The following is a 26,781-nucleotide window of genomic DNA, read 5'->3' as shown; positions in this document are numbered from 1 at the left end:
GTACCCGGGAGCGAGGTCCGGGGTGGTCAGCACGACCAGCCGGCTCACGGCACGCCCCCTTCGTCGAAGAGCACGAGGCGCGCCCTGACCCGCGCGGGGTCGAGGCCGCGGGCGGCCCCCTCGCCGATGAGGCGCAGGTTCCTCGCCTCGGTCTCCTTGGCGACGGCGTAGGCGATGGGTATGTCCACCCCGAGCGGGTCTCCGGTGGCGAAGAGGCCCGCCGCGTCCCGGACGCGGCGGGCCTCCAGCTCGTATTGGAGCCCGGCCAGATCGCCTGAGTCCGCCCAGCGCTCCAGCGGCCGGCGCCACTCCTCGTGGCCGGCGGCGAGCGCGGTGGCGGCGTTGCCCGCGTCGGGGAGCCGGATGGCGTCGTCGAAGCGGGCTATTTTTGTGGACCCTCCGGGCAAGTAGACACCATAACCTTCGAGGACGGGCAGGCCGTCCGTCTCGCCGCGCCGCAGCGCCTCGCGCAGGCGCAGGGCCACGAGCAGGTTTTTCTCGTCGGTCTCGCGCCCGAAGAAGCGCCGCAGGGGGGCGCCGTCGTTCCCGGTGGTCGTCAGGATGCCATCGGTTCGGGCTGTCCAGTTGGCGGTCACGGCGTGCTCCAAGGCGGGGAAGTCTTCGGTGCGTTCGTAGTCGGGCCACGCCTCGCCGAGGCCGCGGGCCGTCTCGGGGTCGGGGAGCTTCCAGCGCACCAGGAGCTGCACGGCGGCGGCAAACTCGTTCTGGCGGGCAACCTCGCGCGCGAGGGCGTCGCCCAGCGCGCCCATCGGGTAGACGTGGAGCAGGGCGTCTTCGGTGTGCGGGGCGACGGCCTCGCCGCGCAACAGGGTTACGGTGTTGTGGAGGTCCCAGCGCGAGAGCAGGACGTCCAGGAGGTCACCGGCGCGATCCTTGTAGAAGGATCGCATCTCCTCCAGGACGCGGGCGAGGTGGTGGCGCACGGCCTCGCGCAACCTGTGGGCGCCGTGGTGGCGGGTGAGGGCCGCCTCTACCTCGGGGCCGTAGGGCGTCTCGGAGAGGGCGCCGAGTATGGCGTCCACGTCCTTGCCGATCAGGGCCTCGTACCCGGCCCGGCCGAGCAGGTCCGCCCTGCGCGCCCGCAACCGCGCGTTGCCGTACCCGAAGTCGGCCCGCCGCGTGAGAAGCTTCAAAGCCCCACCGCGGAGCTCTCGATGGCCCGCAACCTCTGTCCGTACCAGGGCCGTAGCTGCGGCGCGGCGGTCGCGAGCCGCTCCTCGAAGGTGTTCCTGACCACGCGCCCGCCCGCGCTCCGGAGCACGACTCCGCCGCCTACGTCGGGGTCCGGCGCGACGGAAACGTTGGCCCCGACCTCCCGCGCCAGCTCGACGGCGAGCGTTTCGTCGAGCGGGTTTACGCGGGCGGTCGAGGCATCGGGGAGGGCGGCGAGCGCCCCGGTCATCAGGTCGCGCAGCGTGTCGCGGTATCCAGGCTCGTCGCGGGCGGCGGCGAGCCTGGACCGGGCCTCGTCGATAAGCAGCGAGAAGGCCTCCTCGCGGACTTCGCGTTCGAGGCGGGAGGCTTCGAGACGGGCCAGGGCGACGCGGCGGTTCGCCTCGTCGGCGGTAGCCGGGGCGTGGGCGCGCAGGACTCTCTCGCGCGCCCTCTCCGCGTCGGCGCGGGCCCCGGCCAGGATGGTCTCGGCCTCAGCCCGGCTCTCGCTCTGCAGGCGGGCCCTCTCTTCGTCCGCCTCAGCCTCTATCGCGTTCAGCAGGTCTTTGAGCGGCAACGTCGGGCCTCCGTCAGCCGAGTAGGAGGATTATCATGGCGGCCACGGCGAAGCCGAGGACGACGAGCGTCTCGGGGATGGCCATGAGCAGGATGGCCCGGCCGGTAAGCTCCGGCTTCTCCGCGATGGCGCCCATCGCCGCCGACCCGACGCGGGCCTGTGCCAGACCTGAGGCCAGCGCCGCAAGCCCGATGGCGAGCCCGGCGCCTATCGCGATCAACCCTAGTTCCATTACGCTCTCCTCTCCTGGAGTGTCCACTACCCTTCCCCGGCGCGGGCCGTCGGGCGCGCCGCCCACGAACCCTTATTTCATGGGGCCACCGTCCCGTAATCCAGAGGTTTCTCGGTGGTCTCGGGCGGGATGGCGCGCGACCCGAAGGGCCGGAAAGCCTTGCCGCCGCCGGAGTAGAACTTGGAGAAGAACTCGACGTAGTGCAGGCGCATGGCCTGGATCATGGGGCTGAACCCGGCGAGCGCCAGGTTGAGCGCGTGGAAGAACGCCGCGATGATGACCCCGAGCCAGAGCGGCCCCACGGTCGCGAACTCGTTGGCGACTATCGCCAGATAAGCGCTCGCGAGGCCTACGGCCGCAATACGCAGGTACGAAAGGATATTGCCTATCGCCCCGATCAGCTCCAGCGGGCCCATCAGGAGCCCCATCCTGCCGTGGGAGACCATCATCAGCACGAGCCCGACGACGATGGCGGCCACCGCCGGCGTTACCGCCCCGCCCGGTAGCATCCCGGCGGCGAGCCCGGCCAGGCCGAAGACGCCCATGATCGCCAGCAGCGTCCCGAACCGTTCCGTGACCTCACCGCGGTGGCGCTCCTGGAAGCCCTGCCAGATGCCGAGCAACAGCCCGAGGACCACGTGCGTGGCGCCGAGGGCGATGGCGAAGAGGAGCAGCGGCACCAGCCCGTCCGGACGGTAGAACCACCACGCGAAGTCGTGGCCGAGCAGGTCCTTGCCCAGGTTGCCCAAAGCCTCGCCGAAGACGAAGCCGAAGACTATCGACCACGCCGAACCCACGAGCAGCACGGAGGAGAGGTCGCGGACGGCCCCGGGCTCCCTGTGGCGGCGCTTGACGATAACCGCGACCGCCAGGAGCAGCAGGCCGTAGACGACATCGGCGACCATCGCGCCGAAGATAATGGGCAAGAACAGCGTCATGAGGCCCGTGGGGTCCAACGTGCCGGGCTTCGGAAGGTCCATGAACCGGACCAAGAACTCGAACGGCTTGGCCACCCTCGCGTTCTTCATCAGGACGGGGGCGCGGGCGTCGTGGCGGTCGCCGGTAAGCTCCTCGACCACGACCGCGACGCCGACGCGTTTTTCGAGCTCCGTGCGCAGGCGCGCCAGCTCGTTCTTCGGGGCCCAGCAGGCGACGACGAAGGCGCGGCCGGTGCCGCCGGCGAGGCCCACGGCTTCGAGCTGTTCCAGCTCGGCCCGCAGGCCCGCGAGCTGGCGGCGCCACTCTTCCTCCCGCGGCCTGAGAACGGCTTCGAGCCGTCTCTCGGCCGCCTCTATCTCGCCCGGCACCGCCCCCATGCGCCCGCGCATCATCGAGACGGTCGCGGCCAGCGAGTGCTTATCGTACTCCTCGGGGAGGGCCACGTGCCGGACGTGCTCCTTGCCGAGCAACGAATGGACGGCGCGTGAGTCGTCGTGCGTAAAGACGAGCACGCAGCCTATGACGCCGGCTTCGATCTTCTTGTGTACCAGCTCGAAGCGGGCCCCGATCTCACCCGCCAACTCCTCGCGCAGCGCCTGGATCAGGGACTCATCGTCCGTGTTGAGCACGAGCGCGACGGTGTCGAGCCGCAGACGGTCGAGGTCCTCCTCGTCCATCTCGGCCAGCTCGGGCACGAGCGGCAACAACTGCTCCAGCGGCTCGACGTAGCGCGGCAGCACCACCTCCTCGTCGCGCAGCGCTTCGAGCCGGGACTGCAGCGTCTCGACCTCGGGGATCACGCCATCGAGCCTCGCCCGAATGGCCCCGAGATCGACGGCGCCGGGGACCAGGTCGGCGCGCGCCTCGCGGTGGGAACTGTCCGGGCCGAGCAGGTCGAGCAGGGCTTCGAGCTCGGCGGCCAGGAAACGCAGCTCGTCTGCCCGCGCCGAACGGCCGGCCTCCGCAGGCAGCGGCTCCACGGCGTAGCCCTCTTCCTCGACGTCCCCGAGGTGGACGAGCTCGAGCCGGTGCAGCTCTTCCAGCGCGTCTTCTAGCCGCCGCTTCGGCCCGAGGATGCGGACCTTCGCCATCCGAACGAGCGCCACCTAAGCCCCCCGCCCCGGCAGGACCATCCCGACGACCTCCCGCGCGGCATCCGCCCGGTCGCCCTCGGCCAGGGCGCGTAGCGTCCCGGCCCGGCTCTTCGCACCGGCGAGCACGCGCGCGGCCTCTTTGTCGGCGCGGGCGAGGGTCGCCCTCCGGTGTTCGGCGGCGTCCTTTTCGGCCCGCTCGCGGGCCCCGCGCACCACGCGTCCGGCCTCCTCACGCGCGGCTGCGACGCGGGCCTCGGCCGCCTCTTCGGCCGCGCGCCGGTCGTCGAGCCTCTCCTCCAGGCGGCGCACCGATTCGAGCGCGGTGGTGTCCCTGTTCTTGTCCAAAGTCGCCTCCGTGGCGTTCAAGCGGGGCCTCTCTCCGTGGTCTCCTTGTTGGCCCGGGCCTTCGCGCGCATCAGACGCACGCGGTTCTCCAGCTCGCGTTCTTCGAGCACCATCGCTATAAAATCCCTCTCCCCTTCGAGGCCAGGGACTACCACGTGCTCGAGGGCGTTGACGCGGCGGGTGGTGCGTGTGATCTCTTCCGCCAGCCGCCGCAGCGACAGCTCGACCGCCACGAAGTCAAGCAGCCCGTCGAGCACCGCCTCGAAACCCTCGGCCACCCCGTCTATGCGGGGCGTGGTCGCCGCCAGGCTGTAGCCGCGGTCGGTTCGGGCGCGGCCGACGGGGTCGTGCTCCAGCTCCACTATCTTCACGCCGGCGACGCTCTTGCTCTTGAGGCCGACCCCGATCTCGCCGCCGGAGGCGAGCGCCGCAGAGCCCACGGCCTCGGGGCCGTCTAGGGCGGTCGTCTCGCTCAGGGCGCCGCGGGCGTCCCGGGCGCGCTCTTCGAGGTCCTTCATCGCGGCCAGGGCGTTCTGGCTCAGGCGGTTGAACTCGCGCATGAGCGCGGTGCGCTTCTCTTTCAGGAGGTCGCGGCCCTGCACGGCAAGCCCGATCTGGGCCCGGCGGACCAAAAGCTCGCTGCGCGTGGCGCTTACCCGGTCCACCAGCCCATCCCCCGATCATCTGATCTTTTTCGACTCCTCACGCAAAGGAGTCTCACACGGCGCATCCCCAACGACGTGACCAAACTCGGCCATTTTCGCGGCGAAAGTTGGTTATTTTCGAGCCGCGGCGTATAGTGATCCGTGGATGAATCGGACGGGATCACAGAAGACCGTAAAGCACCTCGCGGTAGTGAACAAGTCGGCCGAGGACGAGCTCAGGGAGCGTGTCCGCCAGCAAGAGGCGGTGGCGAGGCTGGGGTTCACCGCGCTCTCCGGTAAGGAGCTTCCGGGTCTGCTCGACGAGGCCGTGAGGGTGGTCGCGGGGACGCTCGACGTGGGATTCGTGAAGGTACTGGAGGTGATGCCCGACGGTGAGAGGCTCTTGTTGCGCGCGGGCGTGGGGTGGCGGGACGGCTACGTCGGGCACGCCACCGTCGGGACGAATCTCGAGTCGCAGGCGGGTTACACGCTCATCTCGGACGCCCCGGTGGTCTCCGAGAACCTCCGGGAGGAGGTAAGGTTCAAGGGTGCGCCGCTGCTACACGAGCATGGGATCACGAGCGGCGTCACCGCCAACATCAGGGTGGACGGCCGGCACTACGGCGTGATCGGGGCCCACACTTCCCGGCGACGCGTCTTCGACGCATCGGAGGTGCGCTTCGTGCAGGACGTGGCCGACGTCCTCGGAGCGGCGATGCGCCGGGATCTCGCCGACAAACGCTCCCGCTACGCGCTGGCGGAGCTCACGGAGCGCGCCGAGGCCGCCGAACGCCGCTTCGAGTTCCTGACGGAATCAAACGCCCTGCTCTCGGCCTCACCGGACCGCCCGACGGTCCTCGCCAACGCGGCGCGCCTCGCGATCCCCGAGCTCTCCGAGTGGTGCTTTGTCGACCTTTTGCAGGACGGCTCGACCATCCAACGCACCGCCGCCGCGCTCAGGGAGAATGGCGCCATAGACTTGAAGGAGTCCCGGCGCCCCCTGGAGGCGGCCGCGAACCACGGCACGCCGCTCGTGCTCAAGACGGGCCGCCCGGAGCGTCTCCTCGACCTCGCCGGGCTGCGGGAGCACCTCGGCGACGACCTGCCGCCCGACGCCGGCTCGTTTATCTGCGTGCCGCTGCGCGTCAGCCAGAGAACCCTCGGGACTATGGGCTTCTTCTCGCCGTGGGGGACGGCCTACGACGGGGACGACCTGACGCTCTGCGAGGGCCTGGCCCACTGCACGGCCCTCGCCCTCGACAGCACGCTTCACTTCGTCCCCGATGGGCCTTCCGAGAATTGGGCCGACCCCTCCGCGAGGCGCGAGGACTTGCGGGCCGTCGTCGAGGGTCTGAACCTCACCCGGCGCCAGCTAGAGGTCCTGCGCCTGCTCGGCGACGGAAAGTCGGCGCGCCAGATCTCCCAGGAGCTCTACCGCTCAGAGGCGACCGTCCGTAACCACATCCGGGCTATAAAACACGCCCTCGATGCCCGCTCCCAACTCGAAGCCGTGGCCCGGGCCCGCAAACTCGGCCTCCTCTCGGAATAGTTCGTAGCCGGCAGGCCGGGCCACGATTGCGGCGGCTTCCACGAGGGATGACCATCGATGTTCGTGAGGCGTAGGGGTATCGAGGGTGCGCCACGAAACCTCAAGCAAACCCCAACCCTTCAGCCCTTGGCCTTCTCGCAACGGTCCCGATACTCCTGCAACCCGCGCTATCAGCTATCGGCCGTCAGCCATCGGCCAAGGGAGCCGATGGCCGAAAGCCGACGGCGATCGCGGGGAGGTCGGACCTCCCCGCGATCTGCTCTAGAATGCGCGTCGGGGTCGGTCTGGGGAGCGATCCCTCGTCGTAGACTGAGCACTGGAGGATCCTGTGAGCCCGAAGCCGGTGATACTAGACGTGGACCCCGGTCACGACGACGCCGTGGCGATCATGATGGCCTGTGGCGCTCTGGACCTGGATGTCCTGGCGGTGACGACCGTGGCCGGCAACGCGACGCTCCCGAAGACGACCCGCAACGCGCTCCGCATCCTGTCCCTGATCGGCCGCACGGGGATACCCGTCGCGGCCGGCGCCTCGAAACCCATGGAACGCGAGCTCCGCACGGCCGAGGACATCCACGGCGAGAGCGGGATGGACGGACCACAGATCCCGGAGGCGGCCTTCAAGCCGGACGGGCGCGGCGCCGTCGAGCTCATCGCCGACACGCTCGGGGAGTCCCCCGAGCCCGTCGCCCTGATCCCGGTAGGGCCGCTCACCAACGTCGCCGCGTTCTTGAGGGCGCGCCCGGACCTGAAGGAGAAGATCTCGCACGTCTCGATCATGGGCGGGAGCATGGGCCTGGGCAACACGACGCCTGCCGCCGAGTTCAATATCTACGTGGACCCCGAGGCGGCCCGCGAGGTCTTCGAATCCGGCCTCCGGATCACCATGAGCGGCCTGAACGTCACCCACCAGGCCGGCGCCGGCAAATCCGAACGCGACCGCCTGCGGGATATCGGGGAGGTCGGCGGGGTGGTGGCGGGCTTTCTGGACTTCTTCGCCACGACCTACGAACGGATCTTCGGCTTCGAAGCCCCGCCCCTGCACGACCCGGTCGCCGTCGCCGCCGTCCTGGAACCGGGCCTGCTAAAGACGCGGCCGATGAACGTGCAAGTCGAGTGCGAGAGCGACCTCACCCGCGGCGAGACGGTCTGCGACTTCCACGGCGTAACCGGCAAACCGCCGAACGCCGAGGTCGGCCTCGAACTGGACAGGGAAGGTTTCTTCGACCTGCTGTACGAATCCCTCAAGCGCCTGTAGGGGCGTTTCGCGAAACGCCCCTGCGCGAACGGCCTATTCTTCGACCCTTGCATCCCGCAAAGAGCGGACCACGAAGGCGTTGAACCCGGCGAGGGCCGGCACGTCGCCCACGGAGGCGTCGAGCTCGGCGTGGTCGAGGGCGGGCGTGACCGTAACCCTGAGGTCGGGCGCGATGCCGCCAAGGTTCCGGGACTCGGAGGCCGGGAAGTACTTGTCTTGCGGGCCCGTTGCGATCTGGACGGGGGCCATTATGCGCCCCGGCGCGGCGAGGGGCGAGAAGGCTTCGAGGTCCTTTTTGACGCCGTTCGGCAGCGCCGCGTAGAGGCCCGCGAAGCGGTTCGGGTCCCTGTTGGCGAGCAACGCAACGACGGCCCGCGCCTCCGGACCGAGGTCCTCCGTCCGGCGCAGGCGGAGGCCGCCGAGGGGGTTGGGATGTTCGCGGCCAACGTTCTCTATCTCCGACGAGAGGGCCTGCCGGTCGTCGCCGGGGGGGAGCGCGGCCACCAGCGAGCGGGCGACGACGTAGGAGAGGAAGGGATCGGCCCTGTGGCGGACGAAATCTCCGTCTCTCCCCTCGTAGCTGCCCGTGGTGGCGACGTTCACCACGGTCTTTATGTCGGAATAGGGGGCGACCCCGGCCACCACGGAGACCCGGTCTTTGGTCGCGGGCTCCCCGGCGGCGAGGAGGGCCAGGGTAGAGCCGGTCGAGATGCCGACCAGGGCCACCCTGTTATCGGCCGCGTCCCGGTGCTCCGATATGGCGCGGGCCGCCTCCGCGGTCTCGGCGACGGTCTCGGGTGTGATCCTGTCCCGAGTCAACCCCGGAAGGTCGGGCAGCACGACCAGGTAACCGGCCCTGGCGAACCCCTCCGCCAGCCGCCGCGCCTCGGGCAGCTTCCGGCCCTCCGGCACCGTACCGTTCACGAAGAACACCGCGGGCCACGGCCCCTCCCCCGCGGGCCTCGCGACGAGGGCCGGGTTCCCGGCCACGGTCTCATCTGAGAACCGGGGCTCGCCGCTAACGGCCTCCGCGACGGGCGTGATGACCGCGGCGTCGACGACGGAGGAGACCACGACGACCGCCCGCGCCTGCGCATCGACCCACGACCAGAAGACGAACAGGATGCCCAGGAGCATCGCCAGGAGCACGAGCAAGAGCGCGAGCCTGCGCCTGCGCCTGAACTTTTTCTCCCTCCGAACCCGCAAAGCCTCTCCCGCCGGAGACGATCCGACCGCCGTTAACTATGCTACGGGGCCAGGTCCCTGTCTATATGCGGCGCCTTCGGTAGAGGGTTCCCGGGGCTCCTTCTCCGGCGCGGGCGTCGTACTCGGCGGCGTTTACCCCGCCCCCGGTGTGGGCGAGCATCATGCCGGCACCCGGAAGCGCGAGGCTCCCGGCGAAGCGGTCCGGGTTCTCCACCACGTTGCGCGGGAACCTACGCGGTTGTCGCCCCTATGACCTGGTACGAGGAGCGCCCCGTCGTCCGCCACTTCGACGAAACCGGGCGCTTCTTTCCGCGGAGAGCGGTCGGCGCCGGATGAACCTCAGGCCGCGAGCGGCGAGAGGGGCGACGCGGAGACAAGAACCCTGGCGCACCTGTCTAGCCGGTCCATCTGCTCGGGGAGCGCGCGCTCTTCGGGAGGACCGCGGGTGCACTCCATAACCGGGTCGGGCGTCGCGCGTCGCCGTCAGACCCGTTCGAGCGGCCCGTGCGGCTCCGCGGGCAACTCGACCCGGACTCCGTCCCCGGGCCGCACCTCGCCGCCGACGAGTACGACGCCCATTATGCCCGCCTTGCGAGTGAGGTTCCCGTGCTCGTCGCGGCCGAGCACGGCCTCCATCAGGCCCGGCTGGAAGTCGTTTAGCTGCCTGCACGGATTGCGAAGGCCCGTCACCTCGACGGTGGCCGTCTCGCCGAGGCGCAGCGTGGTTCCGGTCGGAAGGCCGAGAAGGTCGATGCCGCGGGTGGTAACGTTCTCGCCCATCTGTCCGGCTGAGACGGAGAAGCCGGAGGCGTTCAGCTCGTCGTGGAGCTCCGCGTGGATGAGGTGTACCTGCCTCAGGTTGGGCCGGGTCCTGCCTGACGCGGGAGCGGTGCTTGACCGTTTTGCCCAGGTGCGCGTCTCCTTCGATCCCCAGCCCGGCAAGGAGTCGGATGCTCTCGCCGGCGGATTTCTCGAACGTGTGCGTCGCGCTGCGGCTGACCGCCGTAACCGTTCCGTTCATGGGTTCGCGGTTCCTTTTTGGCCCGGGCGGGTTTCGAACCGGCCCCACGTTGTGGGGTGGGTTGTTACCCCGCAGCATGGCGGGACTCGCCGTTGACGATCGTATGGGTCACGGTGGGGATGCCGGCGCGCCCGCCGACGATGATGAGGTCGGCTTTCGCGCCTCTCGCGATCCCGCCCCGGTCGGAGAGACCCGCGGCGCGGGCGGGTCCTCCGGTTACGAGGGCGACGGACTCCGGCAACGGGAGGACGTCTTCGCGGGCGAGCTTGAAGGCGGCCTGGAGCATGCTCGGGGGATGGTAGTCCGAGACAAGGGCGTCGACCAGGCCCGCTTCCACCGCTTCGAGGGCGGAGAGGTTGCCGCCGGAGGAGACGCCGCGCAGGGCGTTCGGGGCTCCCATGCAGACGGCGTGGCCGAGCTCGCGGGCGCGGCGGGCCGAGGCCGCGTTTACGGGGAACTCCGAGATATCGACCCCGTGCCCGGCGAGGACCTCTACCCTCTCGACCGTGTCGTCGTCGTGGGAGGCGAGGGTGGCGCCGTGCTTCTTCGCGGCGCTCGCGATCCGCCCGACGCGATCCAGGGCGATGGTGTATTCGGAGCGCTCGGCCTCGGCGAGGGCGGCGGAGATCTGGGCCTCGTCGGCCCCGTCACCTGACCAGTAACGCCTGAACCACTCGAGATCCCGGAACTGGCCCTGCCCCGGCGTGTGGTCCATGACCGAGACGAGCCGCGCGAAGCCGCGACCCAGGACCTCCTCGACCGCCCTCACGGACTCTTCCTGCGGGAGCTCGCAGCGGAGGTGGAGCTCGTGGCGCACGAGGCCCTCTCCGGCGAGGCGGGAGACGAGCGCGCAGAGCCTCCGGCCCCGCTCTACGCCGCGCGAGCGTCCGGCCATGATAGAGACGCCGTGAAAGCCCGTCGTAACGCCGCACCCGGCGAAGAGCCGGTCCATCTCCATGAAGGCCAGCTCCTCGGGAACCTCCACGCCCGGGCGGGGCGCGAGCTGCTTCTCGATGGCGTCGCAGTGCAGATCTACCATCCCCGGCAGGACGTACCGGCCGGCGGCGTCGATGGCCTCGCCGGACCGCTCCGCGCGGGCCGTGATCCCGGATATCCGACCATCCTCCAACACGATGGAGGCACCTTCTAGGATACCGTCAGGCGTCACTACCCTCGCGTCGTTGATGGCCCGCACTTCTCGCCCCACGCTAGACGCCCGCCAGCAATCCGGCGGCCTCCCGGGCAGGGCCGGTCCACCGGACGCGGCCGGCTTCGAGGGCGAGCACCCGGTCTGACAGCGTCTCGAGGCTCTCCATCTCGTGGAAGATGCCGACCATCGTCGTGCCACCGTTTTTCAGACCCTTGATGGCCTCCATCGCGAGCAGGCGGGTCTCGGGGTCCAGAGCGCTCGTCGGCTCGTCGAGGAGGAGGAGCCGGGGTGCGCCCACCAACGCCCGGGCGAGGTTGACCCGCTGCTGCTCCCCGCCGCTCATCGTCGCCGGGAAAGCGTCGGCCATGCCGTCCGGGATGCCAAGGGCGTCGAGCATCGCGGCGGCCCGTTCGCGGGCCTCGTCACCGTCGGCGCCGCGGGAGATCAGGGGCTCGGCGACCACGTCCCGGGCCGGGGTGCGGGGGATGGCGCGCAAAAACTGGGAGACGTACCCGATCTCCCCCCCGCGCAGCCGCAACACCCCCCGGTCTGGGGCGGTCGAGAGGTCGATCTCTCCGTCGTCCGACGAGTAGACGATGCTCCCGGCGGTCGGCAGGTAGCGGCGGTAGACGCAGCGCAGGAGGGAGGACTTGCCTGAGCCGGACCTCCCGACCACGCCGAGGAACTCGCCGCGTTCCACAGAGAAGCTCACGTCCTCCAGGGCGACGAGGCGCCGGCCGCCGAGCATGTGGAGCGTGAAGCTCTTGGAGAGGTTCTTTACTTCCAGGTGGGGCACGGCCCTCCTTCTCGTTACAGGGCTGAGTTTACGAGGAGCTGGGTGTAGGGAGCCTGGGGGTCTTCAAGGATCTGGTCGGTGAGGCCGGCCTCGACCACGCGGCCGTGGCGCATCACGAGGGTGCGCTCGGTGAGCAGGCGGATCACGCCGAGGTCGTGCGAGATGACGAGGGTGGCGACCCCCGTCTCCCTTTGTATGTCCCGGATCAGGTCCAGAATCCGCGCCTGCACCGAGACGTCGAGCCCCGTCGTCGGCTCGTCCAGAATTAGAAGGCTCGGCCTGTTGGCGAGCGCCTTCGCGAGCTGGACCCGTTGGCGCATTCCCCCCGAGAAGTGCCTGGGCGCCTCGTCCATCCGTCCGACCGGGGTCTCTGTGCGGGAGAGGAGTTCCCTTGCCCTCCCCCGCATCCCGCCGACGTGGCGCCAATCGGCGGCGAGCAGCCGCTCGACTACGTTGCCGCCGGCGGTCGTGTCGAGGTCGAGCCCCTGCTGCGGGGTCTGGTAGACGATGCCTATGTCGAAGTCGCGGAGCTTTCGCCTCTGGGCCGCGTCGGCCCCGAAGATGTCGGAGCCCCCAAACCCGGAGAAACGCGCAACGCCGTCCGTGGGTTCGACGTCGAAGGCGAGGCAGGCCGCGACCGTGCTCTTGCCCGATCCCGACTCGCCCACGATGCCGAGCACTTCTCCGGGCCCGACCTCCAGGGAGACGCCCGCGCAGGCGACGACCGAGCCGCAAGCGGAGCAGGTGTTCGTCCGCGCCCCGGGTCCGGTGTTCTCGACGCACCGCTCGCAGCCGCGGCCGTAGACCCTCTTGAGGTCCTCGACCTCGAGCACGAGCCCGTTCACGGCCGCACCTCGAAGCCGACGTGGGTCTCCTCGAAACCCATCGAGCGGTAGAACTCGTGCGCCTCCGACCGCCCGGTGTTCGAGCACAGGGCGAGCTTGTAGGCGCCGGCCTCGCGCGCCCGCCGCACCGCCTCTCTCATGAGCGCCCTGCCCACGCCCTCGCCCCTGTACTCCTCGTCCACGACGACGTTCTCGACCAGGGCGTAGGGCGACCCGCCGTGGGCCAGGTTCGGGACCGTTACGAGAACCAGCGTGCCCACGACTTCGCCGTAGGTCTCGGCGACGAGCGTGCGCTGGTTCGGGTCGAGCAGAACCCGGGTAAAGAGGTCCTCCGCCGCGCCGCTCGCGAGCGGCGCAAGGTGTCCTTCCGGCCTTTCGAGGAGGGCGTAGAGCTCCAGGAGCCGGCCCAGGTCGCCGGGGCGGGCCTCCCTCACCCTCACTTCTCCCCCAGACGCCCGTCGCAGAAGCTCGTGTCCGAGCAGCGGAAGTACCTCTCGCCGGTGGTCTCGTCCGTCATCTCGTCCAGGAAGGTGTCCGCGGAGCCGCAGCGCCCGCAGGGCTCATCGAAGCGCTCGACGCGGAAGGGGTGGTCCTCGAACTCAAGGGGCTCGACGTTCGTGTGCGGGGGGATGGCGTAGATGCGCTTCTCGCGGCCCGCGCCGAAGAGGGACAGGAACGATGCCCCGTCGAGCTTCGGGACGTCCCAGCGGGGGATCGGGGACGGGTCCATCAGGTACGTGCCGTTGACGAGGACGGGGTAGCGGGCCCCCACCGTGATCTCCCCGTGAAGCGCGATGCTCTCGTAGAGGTACAACCACATCTTGGAGTAGTCCTTCTCCGCGTGCATCTTGCGGGCCCTCGAGATCCTCGGCTCCACCCTCTCTAGCGGCTCGGGTATCGGCACCTGGAAGACCATGGTCTGGTCCCCGCGCAGCGGCTCCTCCGGTATCCGGTGCCTCGTCTGGATGATGGTCGCCTCCCGCGTATCCTCCGTCGTCTCGACCTCGGCCATCCGCCTGACCAGGCTGCGCATGTTGACGGCGTTGACCGAGTCGTCGGCGCCCTGGTCTATGGCCTTGTACACGTCCCCGGGACCTACGAGCGCGAGCGAGAGTTGCAGCCCCCCCGTCCCCCAGCCCCTCGCCAGCGGCATCTCGCGGCTCCCGAACGGGACCTGATGGCCCGGAATCGAAACGGCCTTGAGCGCCTTGCGCCTGAGCTCCCTCTTGGTCTGTTCGTCCAGGAAGGCGTAGTTGTACGAGGGACCCCCGGAGGCGCCGCCGTCCTTCAGCAGCTCGTCAACCGTCAACGTCGTTCCCCCTTCTCTGGACTTCGCGCAGGCGGTCCAGGGAGGACTGGAAGGTGACGTAGTGGGGCAGCTTCAGGTGCTCGACGAAGCCGGTACCCTCTATGCCGTCGGCGTGGTAGAGGACGAACTCCTCGTCCTCGGCTGGGCCTGCAGGGCCCTGCTCCCGCTCCCCCCCGGCCCGGATGGCGGCGTCCAGCACGGCCATGGCTATCCCCTTGCGCTCGTTCCTCCCGAACACCAGCCCGTAGCCTAAAGACATGGCCTTCTCTCCGTCGTGGTCCTCCCCCCCGTAACCCATCTCGCGCCCGACGGCCTCCACCTCCGTGCACAGGACCTCGCCTATCTCCACCTTCTCCCCGAGAACGGGGTGCTCCACCTGGAGCGGCAGGTACCCGACCCTGAACTCGGCCAGCGTCGGGTGGACGGCCCCGAAACCGCGCAGCGAGCTGTACGCGAGCGCCGTCATCGCGCCGGCCTCCCCGCGCGCCAGGCTCTGAAGCCGCCCCGAGCGCGGCGCCGGCACGGTCAACGCCTCGCGCGTCAGATCGAACGGCTCGCCCGTCTCTTCGGGCTTCCGCTTCGCAACCAGCCCGGCCTCGCGCAGCACGTCCGTGACCCGGGGCAGGTTGCCCTCCCCGCCCACGTCGCCCGCGCCGTTCCCTGACGGTTCTTCCTCGCGCTTGAGGCCGAGGAGGCGCTGGGAGTAGTCGCGGGTCGGGCCGAGAACCTGCCCCCCCGGCACGTCCTTGAAAGCGGAGGAGACACGCCGCACGAGGCGCGCATCGTCCGTATCGGCGGGGACCGTATAGCCCTCCCTGGGCAGCGTGGAGCGGTAGGCCCGCAGCAGGAACGCGGCCTCGGCGAGGTCGCCCTGCGCCTGGACGACGGCGCGGGCCGCGAGACGCGGGGCGTAGAGTCCGGCCTCTCCCATTACCTGGTCCACCGCGTAGCGCATCCCCCTCAGCACGGCCTCCGGTGTGAGTCCGGACCCTTCGACGGAGGCGTGCTCCAGCTTCTCGGCGGCCTTGATCGCCTCCTCCCCACCCTTGACGGCCGTGTACGCCACTAGGCCACCTCCAAGCTCGTCGAGCGGGGCAATCCCGCGACCTGCCCGGCCTCGTCCACGAGGTACACATCGACCCCGAGCGGGTAACCTTGCCTGCTTTCCCGGATCGCTTCTGCCACTTCTGCGGAGAGTCCTTCGGCTCCGAGTGACCGCCCACCCCGGATACCGGGTCCTGAGAGCTTCAAGGTGAGCGTGCCCGTGTTCGAGAGGCGGCGGACCGCGAAGATCGCGGTGGCGCCCGTCTCGGGCCGCTCCAGGGTGCCGCGCTTGAGGGAGGAGACCCCGGCCCCGGAGCCGGTCGAGACGAGGACGAAGTCCGCCTCATTGACCGGGACGATCCTGGAGCCGGTGAGGCCCGAGATGCGTTCCGCCTCCTCCGCCCGGTCACCGAGAGCGCAGAGAGTGACCTCGTGGTCTAGCAGCGTGCGCGCGACGGCCTCCCGGGGGGCGACGCCCGTCGGGGGCAGGGCGAAGAGCTTGCCGGGCTGGGCCGTGGCCTGCAGGACGCACCGGAAGACGCGCTGCGAGTCGAAGACGGGGTCGAACGTCCTCACGCCGGCGCTCACGACATCTCCTCGAACGAGACGCGCGTCGGCTGGACCCCGGCCCATCGCGCCTTTCGCGCACCGCGGGCTTCGGCGAGCAGCCCTTCGAGTTCGGCCTGTACCCCGTCCCCCCCGCGGCGGCTGGCGGCGTCCACCACAGCGGCGCACAGGGCGCGCTCGGGGTCGTGATCCAGCACCATAGCCCACCCCGGCTCGCCTCCCAGCGAGACCTCGCAGCCCGTGACGAGCACCTCGCCGAGGTTGAAGACTTCGCCGTCGACCGTCTCCTTTACCCGCGCCATCACAAGGGCCTGGCGGGGCCGGGAGACGACCTCGGCCTCCGCGTCCAGCAGGCAACGGTCGGCGAGCTCCTTGAGGCGTCCTGTAGGGGCGTGGGCTATCGCCTCCTGGACCTCTTGCGGGTTCAATCCTTCTCCTCCTTGATCTCGCGTAAAGAGACGAGCACCCTCGTCGCGTCCCCCCGGAAGTACGTGACGCCCCACTCGGCCGGCGTACCGTCCTCTAAAGTGTCCAGGCTCTCGACGCGGAGCAGGGCCGCCCCAGGTTGGACGCCGAGGTGGCGGGACATCTCCGCGTCGGCGGGCTCCATCTCGAAGGCCGAACGCGCCCGGTAGACCTCCACGCCGTAGTGAGCCTTTACGAGGGCGCGGGAGGAGAGCGGTCTGGTCAACAGATCGTCTATTCCGGGGAAGAGGCTCTCGCGGAAGTGCTTGACGGAGTGGTCCAGGGGGATCTCCCCGGCGAAGCTCACGCTCTCCCGCGCCACCAGCGGCTCCCCGGCCGGCACCTTCATCGCCTCCGGTATCCGCCCGAAAGCCCGCACCGCCCTGACGCCTATTATCTTGCGCGAAGGGTTCAGCCCGACCCTTGAGACCGAGTCCGTAAAGCTCATCTTCTCGGCCACCCGGTAGTCGACCCGTCCCGGACGCACGAACGTGCCCCGCCCCCGCACGCGCACGACGAGGCCCTTGCCCTGGAGGTGGTTCAGGGCCTGCCCCGCCGTGTGGCGGTTGATGCCGTACTCCCCGGCCAGGGCGTGCTCCGTCGGCAGGCGGTCGCCCACACCGTACTCGCCGCGCAGCATCGCGCCCTCCAGGTCCTCCGCGACCTGGACGTAGATCGGGACGCGGCCTGCCCTCCTCAAACCCACGACCGTCATTGTGCATCCTCGGTCCCGTAACCGATACCGCTTTGTCCAGACAACCGCCGCCCGCCGAAGTGCTCAGACACCACGAACCACAACTCCTCCTCGAAATCTTCCAGAGGTGGCGTCTCCGCGTCCGGGTCTTTGGCGAGGTCGTCCCAGCGCCTGAGTTCGGCGGCGTCCCTCCACCCCGGGTTGCCCTCGAACCCGGCGACTTCCTCCGGGCTCATCGGCCCTCCCTGGACTTCCAGGGTGCGGCGGGAGGTGCCCGAGAGGCTCCTCTCGTAGGAGGGGTCGGTGGCGACGAGGTAGCGCTTGGCCGGGACGTGTTGCTCTGCCAGCCAGGCCACGCGCTCACCCACGAGGGGTCGGAGCCAGGCGCCGGCCAGGGCGCCGTGTTCCCCGCCCGTTACACCGGCGGCGCGGAGGTCTCTGAGGGCCACGGGTGAACGTCCGACGTCGTGCAGCAGGGCGGCGACCACGACCTCGGGGCCGTGGCCGCAGCAGCGGGCCAGGTCGGCGCACTGGAGGGCGTGCTGGAGCTGGCCGACGGCCTCGCCGTCGTAGGGGAGGTGCTCGGCGGCCCTGAGCGCGGCCAGGATCTTCTGGTTCGCTTCGGAAGCTTCCATTCCTAGACCGACCGTTCCTGGCCGACAAGAGATCTCAGGTTCTCTTCCGCCAGGCCGAAGGAGAGCGTCATACCGGCACCGCCCAGGCCGTTGACGACCGTCACGCCGGGCTCGGGATGGGAGACCAGCTCGGAACCGTCCTCCAGATGGGGGTACGTTCCCTGCCAGCGCTCGGAGATCTCCAGGCTCGGGACACTTGCGAAGGTCTCCAGGTAGTTCATGATCTCACGGTCCACCTTCTCGCTGGCGAAAGGATCGTGCGTGAGCCCGTAATCGTGGCTGTCCCCGATGGTCAGCTCCCCCCTGGCTGTCTGCGACAGGAGCACGTGGACGCCTTTCTCGCGGGCAAAGGGCATCTCTTCGTCGAAACGCCGCCGCAGCGCCTCCAGGCCCTCGCAGTGCTCGAAGGCGTCGTAGTGGAGCAGGGTGAGTCCTGAGCACAGCGCGGGACCGAGCCGCCAGCCGCCCGGCTGGGGCACGGTGCGCAGCATCTGGAGCCTGCAGCGGGTGATGCCGCTCCCCGCGAACACCTCGGGGTAAAGCGTCTCGAAGTCCTCGCCGCCGCACACGAAGACCCGGTCCGCGGTCCAGTCGCCGGCCGTGGTCTCCACCACGGGCATTTCGATGCCGCGGACCGCCGTCCCGAAACGAAACTCGACGCCGTAGTCACTCGCCAGGAGTGACGCTATGGCCGGTATCGCCTGGCGCGGGTCCACGTTCAACTCCGTCGGGCTCCACAGCGCGCCGCGCAGGCCTTCAGTCCTGGCCGCGGGGCTCTTCTCTGCGACTTCGTTCCGGGAGACGAGCTCACATCCCCCATCCCGCGCGGACGGCGTGGTCTCGAGGTACTCCTCGAGCACGGCCAGTTCGTCTTCGTGGTAGGCGAGGTGGAGGGAGCCGGCCCCGGCGCACCAGATGCCCGACGCGGCGGCGACTTCGCGCCAGATCCCACGGCTCCTGAGCGCCCTTTCGTACAGATGCCCGCCCGGCTGCCCGACGGGCCATACGAGCCCGAAGTTCCGAACGGAGGCCCCGACGGCCCAACCCGACCTCTCGAAAACAACAACTTTCAGACCCTGCTTTGCCGCGGCGAGCGCGTGGGCGAGCCCCACGATCCCGGCCCCGACGACCGCGACGTCAGCCCGGGCCTCGCTCAAGGGCATTCTCCGGTGCGCAGCCTCGCGGAGATATCTTCGAGCGCCCCGGGAACGTCGGCGATGGTGTCGACGACGTAGTGGGCCCCGGCCCCGCGCAGCCGGTCGTAGACGGCTTCGAGCTTCGCGGCGAGGGTCTCCCCGTCGAGGGCTTCGACCTCGTCTTCGCCGAGGCCGAGTTCGTTGCCACTTCTGGCGAGGCCGACGGTCCAGGAGCCCGCGTTCAGGCCCTCCTCCACGTCGGCCACCGTGTCCCCTACTTTGACGATGGCTGCCATCGGGTACACGTCCAGGTCCATCGCGGCCCTGTACATCGCCCAGGGGTAGGGGCGTCCGGCCGGGACGTCCTCGGGGCAGACGAGGGTATCCGGCTTGTAGCCCTGATCGCGGGCGATGGGTAGGATCTCGCCCAAGATCCCACGCCCGTAACCGCTCGAGGATCCGACCCGGATGTCCCGCTCCCGGCACCACGCCACCGTCTCCAGGGTGCCCGGTATGAGACCCGCGTGGGCCGCCGCGCTCTCGACGAGGAGCGGCTCGAACTCGCCGAACATCTCGTCCACGTCGTCTTCGGAGGGAGAAGATCCGTTAGCCGAGATCCAGGCTTCTCTCACGGCTTCGAGCCTCGTCAGCGACAGGATGTGGTCGCGCTTGGCCGTCCCCATGGGACCCCTGATCTGACCCGCCGAAAGCTCCACCCCCCTCCGGCGAAACACCTCGGCGAAGGCCGCGACCGGCGCCAGGCTCCCGTAATCCACCGTGGTCCCGGCCCAGTCGAAGACGACAGCCCTGACCGGCCCCGTGTAGACCCGGCTATACGTGAACCTCGGCCTGTCTTCGGTCATCGGGCCTCCCCCGTCGCTTTCGTGTAACCCATCATCCCCCGTCCGGACGGGTTCGAGAAGGGGTTTGTCTAGACAGCGGCACGCCCACCTAGATGAACTTCGCGCGGATGTAGGAGGAGGTCTGTTCGACGATGAGGACTATGACGAAGACGAAGAGCAGGATGGTTAGCACCTCCTGGTACTTGAAGAGCCGCATCGCGTTCGTCAGCAAGAACCCGATACCACCGGCCCCGACGAGGCCGAGCACGACGGAGGAACGGATGTTTATGTCCCAGCGGTAGAGCGTGAGGCCGACGAACGAGGGCAAGACCTGCGGCACCACCCCGAAGGCGAGGACCTGCAAGGGTCCGGCTCCGGTGGACTTCAGCGCCTCGACCTGGCCGGCGTCGATCTCCTCTATCGTCTCGGCGTAGAGCTTGCCGAGCATCCCTATGGAGTGGATCGCGAGGGCAAGAGTGCCGGGGAACGGGCCGAGGCCGACGGCCGCGACGAAGATCAGGGCGAAGACCAGGTCCGGCACCGCGCGCGTGAAGACGACGAAGGCCCGGGTAGCGTGGTAGAGGACCACGTTCGGGGTGACGTTCCTGGCCGCCAGGAAGGCGAGCGGCACGGAGACGAGGGCGGCGAGCGCGGTCCCCACGAGCGCCATCTGGAGCGTCTCCAGGGCGGCGAGCGCGACCTCGGGCAGGGTCGCCACAGCGGGCGGGAACATGTCCGAGATCAGGGCGACGAGGTCTGGCGTCCCCTGGGCGAACTTGACGGGGCTGAACTCCACTGCCACGAAGCTCCAGAGAAAGAACACGACGATGAGCAGAAGGCCCACGAACCCGAACGCCCGCCTTACGGCGCCGCCGCCTCTGGTGAGTTCGGGGACCCCGGCGCTCACGCGAACGCCTCCTGCATCTCGGCCCCGTAGACGGCCCGGACCTCGTCCCGCTCCAGCCGGCCGGAGCGGCGGTCGAGCACGAGCTCGCCATCGCGCATGCCCAGGATCCGGTCGGCGTAACGGCCCGCCAGGTTGACCTGGTGGAGGTTGCAGAAGACCGCCATCCCCTCCTCGGTGGCGAGGTAGCGCAGGGCGTCCATGACCGTGCGGGCCGACTCGGGGTCGAGGGATGCTACCGGCTCGTCGGCGAGCACCACCTTCGGCCCCTGGGCGAGGGCTCGCGCGATGGCGACCCGCTGCTGCTGGCCGCCCGAGAGGGTGTCCGCCCGCTGGTGGGCCCTGTCCGCGAGCCCGACCTTGTCCAGGCAGTCCAGGGCGTGGAGCCTCTCTTCGTCAGTAAAGCGCCGAAACACGCTCCTCATCGTCGGCATCTCGGAGAGCATCCCGCAGAGCACGTTGTTGAGGGCGGAGATCCGTTTGACGAGGTTGAACTGCTGGAAGACGAAGCCCATCTCCTTGCGGGCGGAGCGGAGGGCCCTGCCCGAGAGGCCCGTCACGCTGCGGCCGTCCACCTCGACCCCGCCGCCCGACGGCTCGGTCAGGCTGTTCATGCAGCGGAGCAGGGTCGATTTACCCGCGCCGCTCTTGCCGACGATCACGGCGAACTCGCCGTGGTCCATCGAGAACGAGACGTCGCGCAGCGCCCTCGTCCCGTTCGGGTAGGTCTTGCTCAAGGACTTCACTTCGACGTAGGCGGCCATCAGGCTCCCTAGCTCGCCAGGGTCTCGGCGTCGAGGTTCAGGGACCTGGCGAGCTTACGTATCACGTCGTAGTCGGAGTCCCTGGCGGCCACGTAGCCGACGGCGCCGTCGGGGCTGATCTCCTCCTCGCCCACGTCCTCTGGCCTCATCCCGACGAAGGCTTGCTTGATCTTTTCTTTGGCCCCGGGGCTCAGGTCGCCGCGCACGGCGATGGGGCTCTCGGGGATCGGGTCGGACTCCCAGATCTTCCTGACGTCGTTCTCGTTCAAGATGCCCTCGGCGATCATGCTCTCGAAGGTAGTGCTCGCTACGGCGCCGGCGTCCACGTCGCCGTTGGCGGCGGCGAGCGCCGAGGCGTCGTGCCCGCCGGCGAAGGTGGCCTCGGCGAGGTCCTTGTCCGGGTCCATGCCGGCCTCCTTGAAGGCCTGCCGCGGGAAGAGGTTGCCCGAGGTCGAGGCCGGGTCGACGAAGGCGAAGTTCTTGCCCTTGAGGTCCTCCAGGCTCCGCACGCCGCTGTCTTTCCGGGTGATTATGAAGCTGCGGTAGGTCGGGTCCTTGGTCCCCTCCTCGGTTAGCTGGACGGCCACCGCCTCCGCGTTCGCCCGCTGGGCGGCCAGCACGTAGGAGAGGGGTCCGAGCCAGGCGACCTCCGCCTCACCCGAGCGCATGGCCTCGATGATGCCGGAGTAGTCGGTGGCGGTGTAGAGCTTCGTCTCGACCCCGACCTCCTCGCCGACGTACTTCGCTATGGGCTCGAAGGTCGCGGCGACCTGCTCGGTGTCCTCGGCCGGTATTACCCCGATGTTGAGCGGGTCCGGTATGCCTCCGGAGTCCCCCTGCGCCTCTCCGGACCCGCCGCACCCGGCGAGCGGCAGCAGGGCAGCACCCGCTACACCGAACCCGCCGAGCCTCAAAAAATCTCCCCGGCTGACCGCCCGCGACGCGACCGCTGACGCGACCGCTCCGGCACCACGGGGTACAAACCTCTCGACCATACTCCGACCTCCAAAGGTAAACGGGTAACGCCTTCCCGACGGTACAACAGCCAGTAGACCCCTTTGTTACGACCTTGATAACTGCCGGTTAAACGTCCGTTTCGTCTAGACAAAGCGGCGTCGGCGCGACCGCCCCGCTTCAACCCGTATACTCTGCGACCGTGACCGGAGAGAACACATGACGCTGGGCCCTTGGGGCGACGCGGCCCTCGGGGTCCGCGAGGTGCTGCTGAAGGCGGCCCGCCGCTCCGCCGCCGAGACGCGCGAAGCCGTGGCCGCCGGAATCACGGACCCCGCGGCACCCTTCCGCCTGGGCGACCTCTCCCGGGCGCAGTGGTTCCTGTGGACGGGCGCCAACCTGGCGGCAACGGAACGGGCGGGCCGGCCCGGTCCCGGGATGCCCCACGGCGTGCCCTCGCCGCGCACCCTCGTGCTCGCCACGCTTGCCGCGGACCTGTACCTGGGGTACACGACGCTCAGGGAGCGAGCCCGGTGGCTTCCCGCGACCGTCGGGGACGGGGACTGGGATCTCGCACACCGCAGGGGGGCCGGGCGTCTTCTGGACGCGGCCGAGACCCTCGGCGGCACCCTCATAAAGGCGGGCCAGTTCGCCTCATCCCGCCCCGACCTCCTCCCCGCCGCCTACACAGAAGAGCTCTCCTCGCTCCAGGACCGCGTCCCGCCCCGACCCTACGAGGCCATAGAAGCCGCCGTCGTCCGCGAGCTCGGGCGACCGGTGGACGAGGTCTTCTCCACCTTCGACCGCGAGCCAGTCGCGGCGGCCTCCATAGCCCAGGTCCACCGGGCGAGGCTGCGCGGCGGCCACGCGGTCGCGGTCAAGGTCCAGTACCCCGACGTCGCGGGCCTCATCGAGGCGGACCTCGAAGCGCTCGAAGCCATCTTCGAGGCCATCGCCCGCCTGGAGCCGGACGTCAGGCTCGGGCCCATAGCCGACTACCTCCGCTGGACGCTCCCCCTCGAGCTCGACTTCCGCCGCGAAGCACGGGCCATGAAGACCCTCAAGCGCACGCTCTCGCACCGGACGGACGTGGTCGTGCCGGGTGTCGTCGAAGGCTTCAACACGGAACGTTTGCTCGTCATGGACTTCGTGGAGGGGATCGGCATCTCCGACCGCGAAGCGCTCGACGCGGCCGACATAGACCCCGCCGCGGTCGCGGAGAGGCTCAACGACGCCTTCGCGGAGGGCCTCTTCCGGCACGGCGTCCTCCACGCCGACCCGCACCCGGGCAACCTCCTGGTCCAGCCCGGCCCGGATGGTCCCCGCCTGATCCTGCTCGACCACGGCCTCACGCTGGAGTTGGAAGGCTCGTTCGTCGCCACCCTGAAGGGGATGGTCGGGGCCATGAGAGACGGCGACCTCGAAGCGCTCGCGGGCTCGCTCGGGGAGGCGGGGCTCCCCGTGGGGCCGCAGACCGACGTCGAGACCCTGCTCGCCGTGGTCGGCGTCCTGCTAGGCGGCGGGCGCGAAGAGGCCAGGCCCGAACTCGGGGAGCTTGGCCGCGGGCTCGGGGCGAGCGTGGGGGACCTTCCGCCCAGGCTGCTCCTCGTGGGGCGCGCCATAGGCTTGCTGGATGGGATCACCCGCACCCTCGACCCAAACCTCGACGTTCTGGAGATAGTCGCGCGCCACACAGACGATTCTTAGAAAGCTGTCAGCTTTCAGCGGTCAGCTTTCAGCACGAGCAATAAAGCTTATGCACGATAGCGGAGGCGGTACCTCCGCAACCCGCTTTAGCGGGGGTAGAACTTTTCTATTAGGGGGGCGCTGATCTCCTCGACTATCTCCGCCTGCCCGGGCGTGAGGTCGTCCTCCCACCCCCCTGGAGAGGCCTTCCGGTAGAACTTCCCCTGGCCCTTCATGTCCTCGGGGATCGCCTCCCACGAGTGCTTCTCGACGGCCCGGGTCAGCGCGTCCCCGCCCGTCTCCATCCCGAGCTCCGAGTAGATGCGCCCCATGACGGCGGCGGTGTCGGATCTCAGGTCCTCGTAGCGGACGAGCGACTTCGGGCCTTCGTGGGCGTCGAAGGCCTGCATGGCCCTCTCCATGTTCCGCAGGTATTTTTTGGCGGACCTTTTCACAACGGCGTCGGGCGACCTGGCCGTGAGGGACTTGCGGCCGGAGCCGGCGGCCCGGCGCTGCTCCTTCTGCCAGCTGCCCTCCCGCGTGGCGTCGAGGGAGGATGAGACGACGTCCCTGGGGTCCCGGACCAGCAGGATCATGCGGCTCTCCGGCAGCGCGTCCATGAGGAATGGGGCGCCGACGCCCCCGCCCGGCTCTTTCACTACCAGGTAGTCTTTCGGGCCGAGGGTCGGGAAGGCGTACCGGGCGCCGGTCAGGACGAAGTGCCTTATCGAGGAGATCCAGGCCTCCCGGGTCGGGGTGCCCATTATGAAGTTCGCCGATTCGGCCTTCGCCCTCGGGGTGTTCTCGTAGAACTCCCCGAAGAGGTGGCCCACCCGCGGCTCCTTCCAGACCTCGGTCCCCTCCATCTCGCCCATCATGGAGGCCAGCCACGTGCTGCCGCTCCTTGCCACGCAGAAGATCCAGACGATATTGGCCGGGTCCAAACCGTCCCCGGCCACCTCCGGCGCGGCCACCCGCGAACGCCCGGGCCTGATCGACGCCGCGGCCAGCCGGCGCCTGAGGACGGCCAGCTTCGGATACCGGGCCGAGGCCCGCCGCCACGCCCACAAACCCCTGCTCTTTACCCGCGATCCGAAAGACGACCTCATCCCACTCCCCATCAGAGTAGATTTCCCTCGACAGCCTCCGGTCAGGTTAGAACATCCCGCGGCGTTAGTAAAATCCGCCGTCTGGGGGCCCTGCCTACCGCGCGACCGGCTGCCGGGAGAACATCTTCGAGCCGTCCGTGGTCTGCTCCTGCGGCGGCGCCTGAACCTCGACCGGCGTGCCGAAGTCGTAGTACTCGGCGACCATGCTCGTCCGCATCTTGCCGCCCTCCGGCATCCCAGGGGCCGAGGCGTTCTCGGGTACCGGCACGGCCACGTCCATGGCGTAGCGGCGGACGCGGTTCTGGTCGTCGAGCCACACCTCGACGGGAAGCTTGCTCGTGCCGATCTGCTCGATAATCTCCTCCTGCGCCTCTCTCACCTCGGCCCCCCGCCCGGCCGCCTCTTTCCTGAGGTCCAAGATGGCCTCGTAGCGGGTCGTCTGTACGCCGCGCACCTTCTCGGTTCCGACCTTTTCGACGGAGTCGGAGACGCCGCGCAGGTATTCCAGCTGGCGCGTGGGGTCTCCCGCCGCGCCGCCCGGCATCTGGGCCGGGTTCGCACCGTACTCACGCTCGTAGGCGTCGTCCAGGTCGACCCTTATCCAGGGCCTGGCCCCGGGCATCTGCGCCGGGCCCCCCTCCGGCATCTTCATGTAGACCGTGTTCCCGATCTGGCGCATCTCGAAGTTGCCCATCCCGAACATTTCCATCGTCAGGCTCGACGCGGCGCCGGAGAAGTCCATGATGCCCTGCCCCGTTATGGTCATCTCCATCGGGGCCGACTGACCCGACTCGTTCGGGTCCATGGGCGGGCCCGTCGTCGTTATTTCGAAGGAGGTCTTCGCCGTCTGCTCGGCGGCCGTCTCCTTGTAGGCTACCTGCACCGTCTCGACGGCCGTGGGCCTCTCAGCCCTCTCCGGCGCCTTCCTGGCGCCGCCCTCCCCGTCCTCGGGGGACGAGCACGCGCCGGCGAGCGCCGCCGTCGCCGCGAGCGCCAGCAAAACCAGAAGCTTCCTCAAAAGACCTCTCCTCTCGACCGGGACGGGCGCGGGGGCGCGTCCCCTTTCCGACCTCGCTCCAATATCACAGATCATACCCGCGGGCGCATAGGACCTGAGGACTGATTTTCCCTTCCGGCGGTATGATCCACCCCTGCCGCAAGCGGCCTCGAATCCCGTAGACTTACCCTGACGGACACTCGAAAAGGAGCCCAACGATGGCGAACCTACCCCAACAGGGCCAGCCCCTCCCCCCGATGGACCTCGTCGCCGAAGACGGGAGCAGCGTCGGCCCGGACGACCTCACGGGTCAGAGGACCGTCCTCTACTTCTACCCCAAAGACGACACCCCGGGCTGCACCAAGGAGGCCTGCGCCTTCCGCGACCGCATGGCCGACTACGGCGAGGCCGGCATAAAAGTCTACGGCGTCTCCCTCGACTCCCCCGAATCCCACCGCGAGTTCAGGGAGAAGTACAGTTTGAACTTCCCGCTCCTCACGGACGAGGACGGCCGCGCAGCCGAGGCTTTGGGCATCATGAACGAGGACAAGGGCTACGCGAGCCGCGTCACCTTCCTGCTCTCCCCCGACGGCAACGTCGCGAAGGTCTACCCTGAGGTCTCCCCCGAGACCCACGCCGACGAGATCCTCTCGGACGCGGACTCGATCTGAGGCGATCTGCGAAGCAGATCGCGCTGTCAGCTTTCAGCCCGCTTCGGCTCCGCCTCCGCTTTCAGCGATCAGCAAGAGCCAAGAGCTGAAAGCTGATCGCTGACAGCCGACAGCTGAAGGCTATTTTCCGGCTGCCGGGGTAAGAACCCGATAGAGCAGACGAAAATCAGCAGCA

At 69.3% G+C, this 26,781-nt stretch carries 29 protein-coding genes and 1 pseudogene; 4 read left to right on the top strand and 26 right to left on the bottom strand.

Going from position 1 to position 26,781, the window contains the following annotated elements; translation table 11 throughout:
- Nucleotides 1–44: 44 nt before the first annotated feature.
- The 6 genes from GBA63_RS00925 to GBA63_RS00900 form a co-directional block, all read right to left on the bottom strand.
- Entirely contained in the window at nucleotides 45–1,154 is a 1,110-nt protein-coding gene (locus GBA63_RS00925) for a V-type ATPase subunit (protein WP_166172612.1), read from the bottom strand.
- The gene (locus tag GBA63_RS00920) at nucleotides 1,151–1,750 is read right to left on the bottom strand and encodes a V-type ATP synthase subunit E (RefSeq protein WP_166172610.1); all 600 of its coding nucleotides are present in this window, start codon (nucleotides 1,748–1,750) and stop codon (nucleotides 1,151–1,153) included. The genes GBA63_RS00925 and GBA63_RS00920 overlap by 4 nt, the downstream gene beginning before the upstream one ends.
- Nucleotides 1,751–1,763: 13 nt before the next feature.
- Complete coding sequence (locus GBA63_RS00915) at nucleotides 1,764–1,982, bottom strand: ATPase (protein WP_166172608.1); 219 nt, start codon at nucleotides 1,980–1,982, stop codon at nucleotides 1,764–1,766.
- 77 nt (nucleotides 1,983–2,059) lie between these two features.
- A complete protein-coding gene (locus GBA63_RS00910; protein ID WP_166172606.1) occupies nucleotides 2,060–4,027 on the bottom strand; it encodes a V-type ATP synthase subunit I in 1,968 nt (655 codons plus the stop codon).
- Nucleotides 4,028–4,381 carry a V-type ATPase subunit subunit G family protein gene (locus GBA63_RS00905; protein WP_166172604.1) on the bottom strand — a complete coding sequence of 118 codons (354 nt, stop codon included), beginning with the start codon at nucleotides 4,379–4,381 and terminating at the stop codon, nucleotides 4,028–4,030. It abuts the gene before it with no gap.
- The gene (locus GBA63_RS00900; RefSeq protein WP_166172602.1) at nucleotides 4,378–5,025 is read right to left on the bottom strand and encodes a V-type ATP synthase subunit D; all 648 of its coding nucleotides are present in this window, start codon (nucleotides 5,023–5,025) and stop codon (nucleotides 4,378–4,380) included. Before GBA63_RS00900 ends, GBA63_RS00905 begins: the two co-directional genes overlap by 4 nt.
- Nucleotides 5,026–5,170: 145 nt before the next feature.
- Here GBA63_RS00900 and GBA63_RS00895 point away from each other — a divergent pair, with 145 nt between their 5' ends.
- The gene (locus GBA63_RS00895; protein WP_166172600.1) at nucleotides 5,171–6,553 is read left to right on the top strand and encodes a helix-turn-helix transcriptional regulator; all 1,383 of its coding nucleotides are present in this window, start codon (nucleotides 5,171–5,173) and stop codon (nucleotides 6,551–6,553) included.
- Between the two features lie 328 nt (nucleotides 6,554–6,881).
- The gene (locus tag GBA63_RS00890; protein ID WP_166172598.1) at nucleotides 6,882–7,811 is read left to right on the top strand and encodes a nucleoside hydrolase; all 930 of its coding nucleotides are present in this window, start codon (nucleotides 6,882–6,884) and stop codon (nucleotides 7,809–7,811) included.
- A gap of 33 nt (nucleotides 7,812–7,844) precedes the next feature.
- Here the strand turns inward: GBA63_RS00890 and GBA63_RS00885 are convergent, their stop codons facing one another.
- The 18 genes and pseudogenes from GBA63_RS00885 to phnD form a co-directional block, all read right to left on the bottom strand.
- Nucleotides 7,845–9,017, bottom strand: coding sequence for an alpha/beta hydrolase (locus GBA63_RS00885; RefSeq protein ID WP_166172596.1), 1,173 nt, complete (start codon nucleotides 9,015–9,017; stop codon nucleotides 7,845–7,847).
- Nucleotides 9,018–9,078: 61 nt separating this feature from the next.
- The gene (locus GBA63_RS00880; RefSeq protein ID WP_166172594.1) at nucleotides 9,079–9,234 is read right to left on the bottom strand and encodes a hypothetical protein; all 156 of its coding nucleotides are present in this window, start codon (nucleotides 9,232–9,234) and stop codon (nucleotides 9,079–9,081) included.
- Between the two features lie 371 nt (nucleotides 9,235–9,605).
- A pseudogene (locus GBA63_RS00875) lies at nucleotides 9,606–9,959 on the bottom strand (MOSC domain-containing protein); the annotation flags it as partial.
- A 143-nt stretch (nucleotides 9,960–10,102) separates the two neighbouring features.
- Nucleotides 10,103–11,245: an alpha-D-ribose 1-methylphosphonate 5-triphosphate diphosphatase gene (locus tag GBA63_RS00870; protein WP_166172592.1), complete on the bottom strand. Its 1,143-nt coding sequence runs from the start codon at nucleotides 11,243–11,245 to the stop codon at nucleotides 10,103–10,105.
- A 1-nt stretch (nucleotide 11,246) separates the two neighbouring features.
- Nucleotides 11,247–11,984, bottom strand: coding sequence for a phosphonate C-P lyase system protein PhnL (locus GBA63_RS00865; protein WP_207957005.1), 738 nt, complete (start codon nucleotides 11,982–11,984; stop codon nucleotides 11,247–11,249).
- 14 nt (nucleotides 11,985–11,998) lie between these two features.
- Entirely contained in the window at nucleotides 11,999–12,829 is an 831-nt protein-coding gene (locus tag GBA63_RS00860) for an ATP-binding cassette domain-containing protein (RefSeq protein WP_166172590.1), read from the bottom strand.
- Nucleotides 12,826–13,263, bottom strand: coding sequence for a GNAT family N-acetyltransferase (locus GBA63_RS00855; RefSeq protein WP_207957004.1), 438 nt, complete (start codon nucleotides 13,261–13,263; stop codon nucleotides 12,826–12,828). The genes GBA63_RS00860 and GBA63_RS00855 overlap by 4 nt, the downstream gene beginning before the upstream one ends.
- A gap of 2 nt (nucleotides 13,264–13,265) precedes the next feature.
- On the bottom strand, nucleotides 13,266–14,138 hold the full coding sequence (locus GBA63_RS00850) for an alpha-D-ribose 1-methylphosphonate 5-phosphate C-P-lyase PhnJ (RefSeq protein WP_166172588.1): 873 nt from the start codon (nucleotides 14,136–14,138) through the stop codon (nucleotides 13,266–13,268).
- Complete coding sequence (locus GBA63_RS00845; protein WP_166172586.1) at nucleotides 14,128–15,204, bottom strand: carbon-phosphorus lyase complex subunit PhnI; 1,077 nt, start codon at nucleotides 15,202–15,204, stop codon at nucleotides 14,128–14,130. Before GBA63_RS00845 ends, GBA63_RS00850 begins: the two co-directional genes overlap by 11 nt.
- A complete protein-coding gene (gene phnH, locus GBA63_RS00840; RefSeq protein WP_166172584.1) occupies nucleotides 15,204–15,770 on the bottom strand; it encodes a phosphonate C-P lyase system protein PhnH in 567 nt (188 codons plus the stop codon). The genes GBA63_RS00845 and phnH overlap by 1 nt, the downstream gene beginning before the upstream one ends.
- Nucleotides 15,767–16,177 (bottom strand): phosphonate C-P lyase system protein PhnG, encoded by a 411-nt coding sequence (gene phnG / locus GBA63_RS00835; protein ID WP_166172582.1) that lies wholly within the window; start codon nucleotides 16,175–16,177, stop codon nucleotides 15,767–15,769. The genes phnH and phnG overlap by 4 nt, the downstream gene beginning before the upstream one ends.
- Nucleotides 16,174–16,929, bottom strand: a complete 756-nt coding sequence (locus GBA63_RS00830) for a GntR family transcriptional regulator (RefSeq protein WP_166172580.1) — start codon at nucleotides 16,927–16,929, stop codon at nucleotides 16,174–16,176. Before GBA63_RS00830 ends, phnG begins: the two co-directional genes overlap by 4 nt.
- Complete coding sequence (locus GBA63_RS00825; RefSeq protein ID WP_207957003.1) at nucleotides 16,926–17,543, bottom strand: HD domain-containing protein; 618 nt, start codon at nucleotides 17,541–17,543, stop codon at nucleotides 16,926–16,928. The genes GBA63_RS00830 and GBA63_RS00825 overlap by 4 nt, the downstream gene beginning before the upstream one ends.
- A 2-nt stretch (nucleotides 17,544–17,545) precedes the next feature.
- The gene (locus tag GBA63_RS00820) at nucleotides 17,546–18,706 is read right to left on the bottom strand and encodes a TIGR03364 family FAD-dependent oxidoreductase (RefSeq protein ID WP_166172578.1); all 1,161 of its coding nucleotides are present in this window, start codon (nucleotides 18,704–18,706) and stop codon (nucleotides 17,546–17,548) included.
- Entirely contained in the window at nucleotides 18,697–19,542 is an 846-nt protein-coding gene (gene phnX, locus GBA63_RS00815) for a phosphonoacetaldehyde hydrolase (RefSeq protein ID WP_166172576.1), read from the bottom strand. The genes GBA63_RS00820 and phnX overlap by 10 nt, the downstream gene beginning before the upstream one ends.
- Before the next feature lie 88 nt (nucleotides 19,543–19,630).
- Nucleotides 19,631–20,428, bottom strand: a complete 798-nt coding sequence (gene phnE, locus GBA63_RS00810; protein WP_166172574.1) for a phosphonate ABC transporter, permease protein PhnE — start codon at nucleotides 20,426–20,428, stop codon at nucleotides 19,631–19,633.
- Nucleotides 20,425–21,189 (bottom strand): phosphonate ABC transporter ATP-binding protein, encoded by a 765-nt coding sequence (phnC, locus tag GBA63_RS00805; RefSeq protein ID WP_166172572.1) that lies wholly within the window; start codon nucleotides 21,187–21,189, stop codon nucleotides 20,425–20,427. Before phnC ends, phnE begins: the two co-directional genes overlap by 4 nt.
- A gap of 8 nt (nucleotides 21,190–21,197) precedes the next feature.
- The gene (gene phnD / locus GBA63_RS00800; RefSeq protein ID WP_166172570.1) at nucleotides 21,198–22,184 is read right to left on the bottom strand and encodes a phosphonate ABC transporter substrate-binding protein; all 987 of its coding nucleotides are present in this window, start codon (nucleotides 22,182–22,184) and stop codon (nucleotides 21,198–21,200) included.
- A 178-nt stretch (nucleotides 22,185–22,362) separates the two neighbouring features.
- On the opposite strand from phnD, the gene GBA63_RS00795 reads away from it, so the two are divergent.
- Nucleotides 22,363–23,850, top strand: coding sequence for an ABC1 kinase family protein (locus GBA63_RS00795; protein WP_166172568.1), 1,488 nt, complete (start codon nucleotides 22,363–22,365; stop codon nucleotides 23,848–23,850).
- Between the two features lie 86 nt (nucleotides 23,851–23,936).
- Here the strand turns inward: GBA63_RS00795 and GBA63_RS00790 are convergent, their stop codons facing one another.
- Both GBA63_RS00790 and GBA63_RS00785 read right to left on the bottom strand, forming a co-directional pair.
- Nucleotides 23,937–24,938, bottom strand: coding sequence for a sulfotransferase family protein (locus tag GBA63_RS00790; protein WP_166172566.1), 1,002 nt, complete (start codon nucleotides 24,936–24,938; stop codon nucleotides 23,937–23,939).
- A 94-nt stretch (nucleotides 24,939–25,032) separates the two neighbouring features.
- Nucleotides 25,033–25,956 (bottom strand): LolA-like protein, encoded by a 924-nt coding sequence (locus tag GBA63_RS00785; RefSeq protein ID WP_166172564.1) that lies wholly within the window; start codon nucleotides 25,954–25,956, stop codon nucleotides 25,033–25,035.
- A 197-nt stretch (nucleotides 25,957–26,153) separates the two neighbouring features.
- Here GBA63_RS00785 and GBA63_RS00780 point away from each other — a divergent pair, with 197 nt between their 5' ends.
- Entirely contained in the window at nucleotides 26,154–26,606 is a 453-nt protein-coding gene (locus GBA63_RS00780; protein WP_166172562.1) for a peroxiredoxin, read from the top strand.
- The last annotated feature ends 175 nt before the right edge of the window (nucleotides 26,607–26,781 follow it).

This window comes from Rubrobacter tropicus (genome assembly GCF_011492945.1).
Classification (GTDB): Bacteria; Actinomycetota; Rubrobacteria; order Rubrobacterales; family Rubrobacteraceae; genus Rubrobacter_D; species Rubrobacter_D tropicus.
Note: the sequence above shows the minus strand (reverse complement) of the source record. Positions and strands in the feature narration are given on the sequence as shown.

Excerpts from the sequence above, each read along its gene's own strand:
- GBA63_RS00915 (WP_166172608.1), bottom strand. The coding sequence starts at position 1,982 with ATGGAACTAGGGTTGATCGCGATAGGCGCCGGGCTCGCCATCGGGCTT.
- GBA63_RS00895 (WP_166172600.1), top strand. The coding sequence starts at position 5,171 with ATGAATCGGACGGGATCACAGAAGACCGTAAAGCACCTCGCGGTAGTG.
- GBA63_RS00830 (WP_166172580.1), bottom strand. The coding sequence starts at position 16,929 with ATGACGGTCGTGGGTTTGAGGAGGGCAGGCCGCGTCCCGATCTACGTC.
- GBA63_RS00825 (WP_207957003.1), bottom strand. The coding sequence starts at position 17,543 with ATGGAAGCTTCCGAAGCGAACCAGAAGATCCTGGCCGCGCTCAGGGCC.
- GBA63_RS00820 (WP_166172578.1), bottom strand. The coding sequence starts at position 18,706 with ATGCCCTTGAGCGAGGCCCGGGCTGACGTCGCGGTCGTCGGGGCCGGG.
- phnX (WP_166172576.1), bottom strand. The coding sequence starts at position 19,542 with ATGACCGAAGACAGGCCGAGGTTCACGTATAGCCGGGTCTACACGGGG.
- phnC (WP_166172572.1), bottom strand. The coding sequence starts at position 21,189 with ATGGCCGCCTACGTCGAAGTGAAGTCCTTGAGCAAGACCTACCCGAAC.
- phnD (WP_166172570.1), bottom strand. The coding sequence starts at position 22,184 with ATGGTCGAGAGGTTTGTACCCCGTGGTGCCGGAGCGGTCGCGTCAGCG.
- GBA63_RS00795 (WP_166172568.1), top strand. The coding sequence starts at position 22,363 with ATGACGCTGGGCCCTTGGGGCGACGCGGCCCTCGGGGTCCGCGAGGTG.
- GBA63_RS00790 (WP_166172566.1), bottom strand. The coding sequence starts at position 24,938 with ATGAGGTCGTCTTTCGGATCGCGGGTAAAGAGCAGGGGTTTGTGGGCG.
- GBA63_RS00780 (WP_166172562.1), top strand. The coding sequence starts at position 26,154 with ATGGCGAACCTACCCCAACAGGGCCAGCCCCTCCCCCCGATGGACCTC.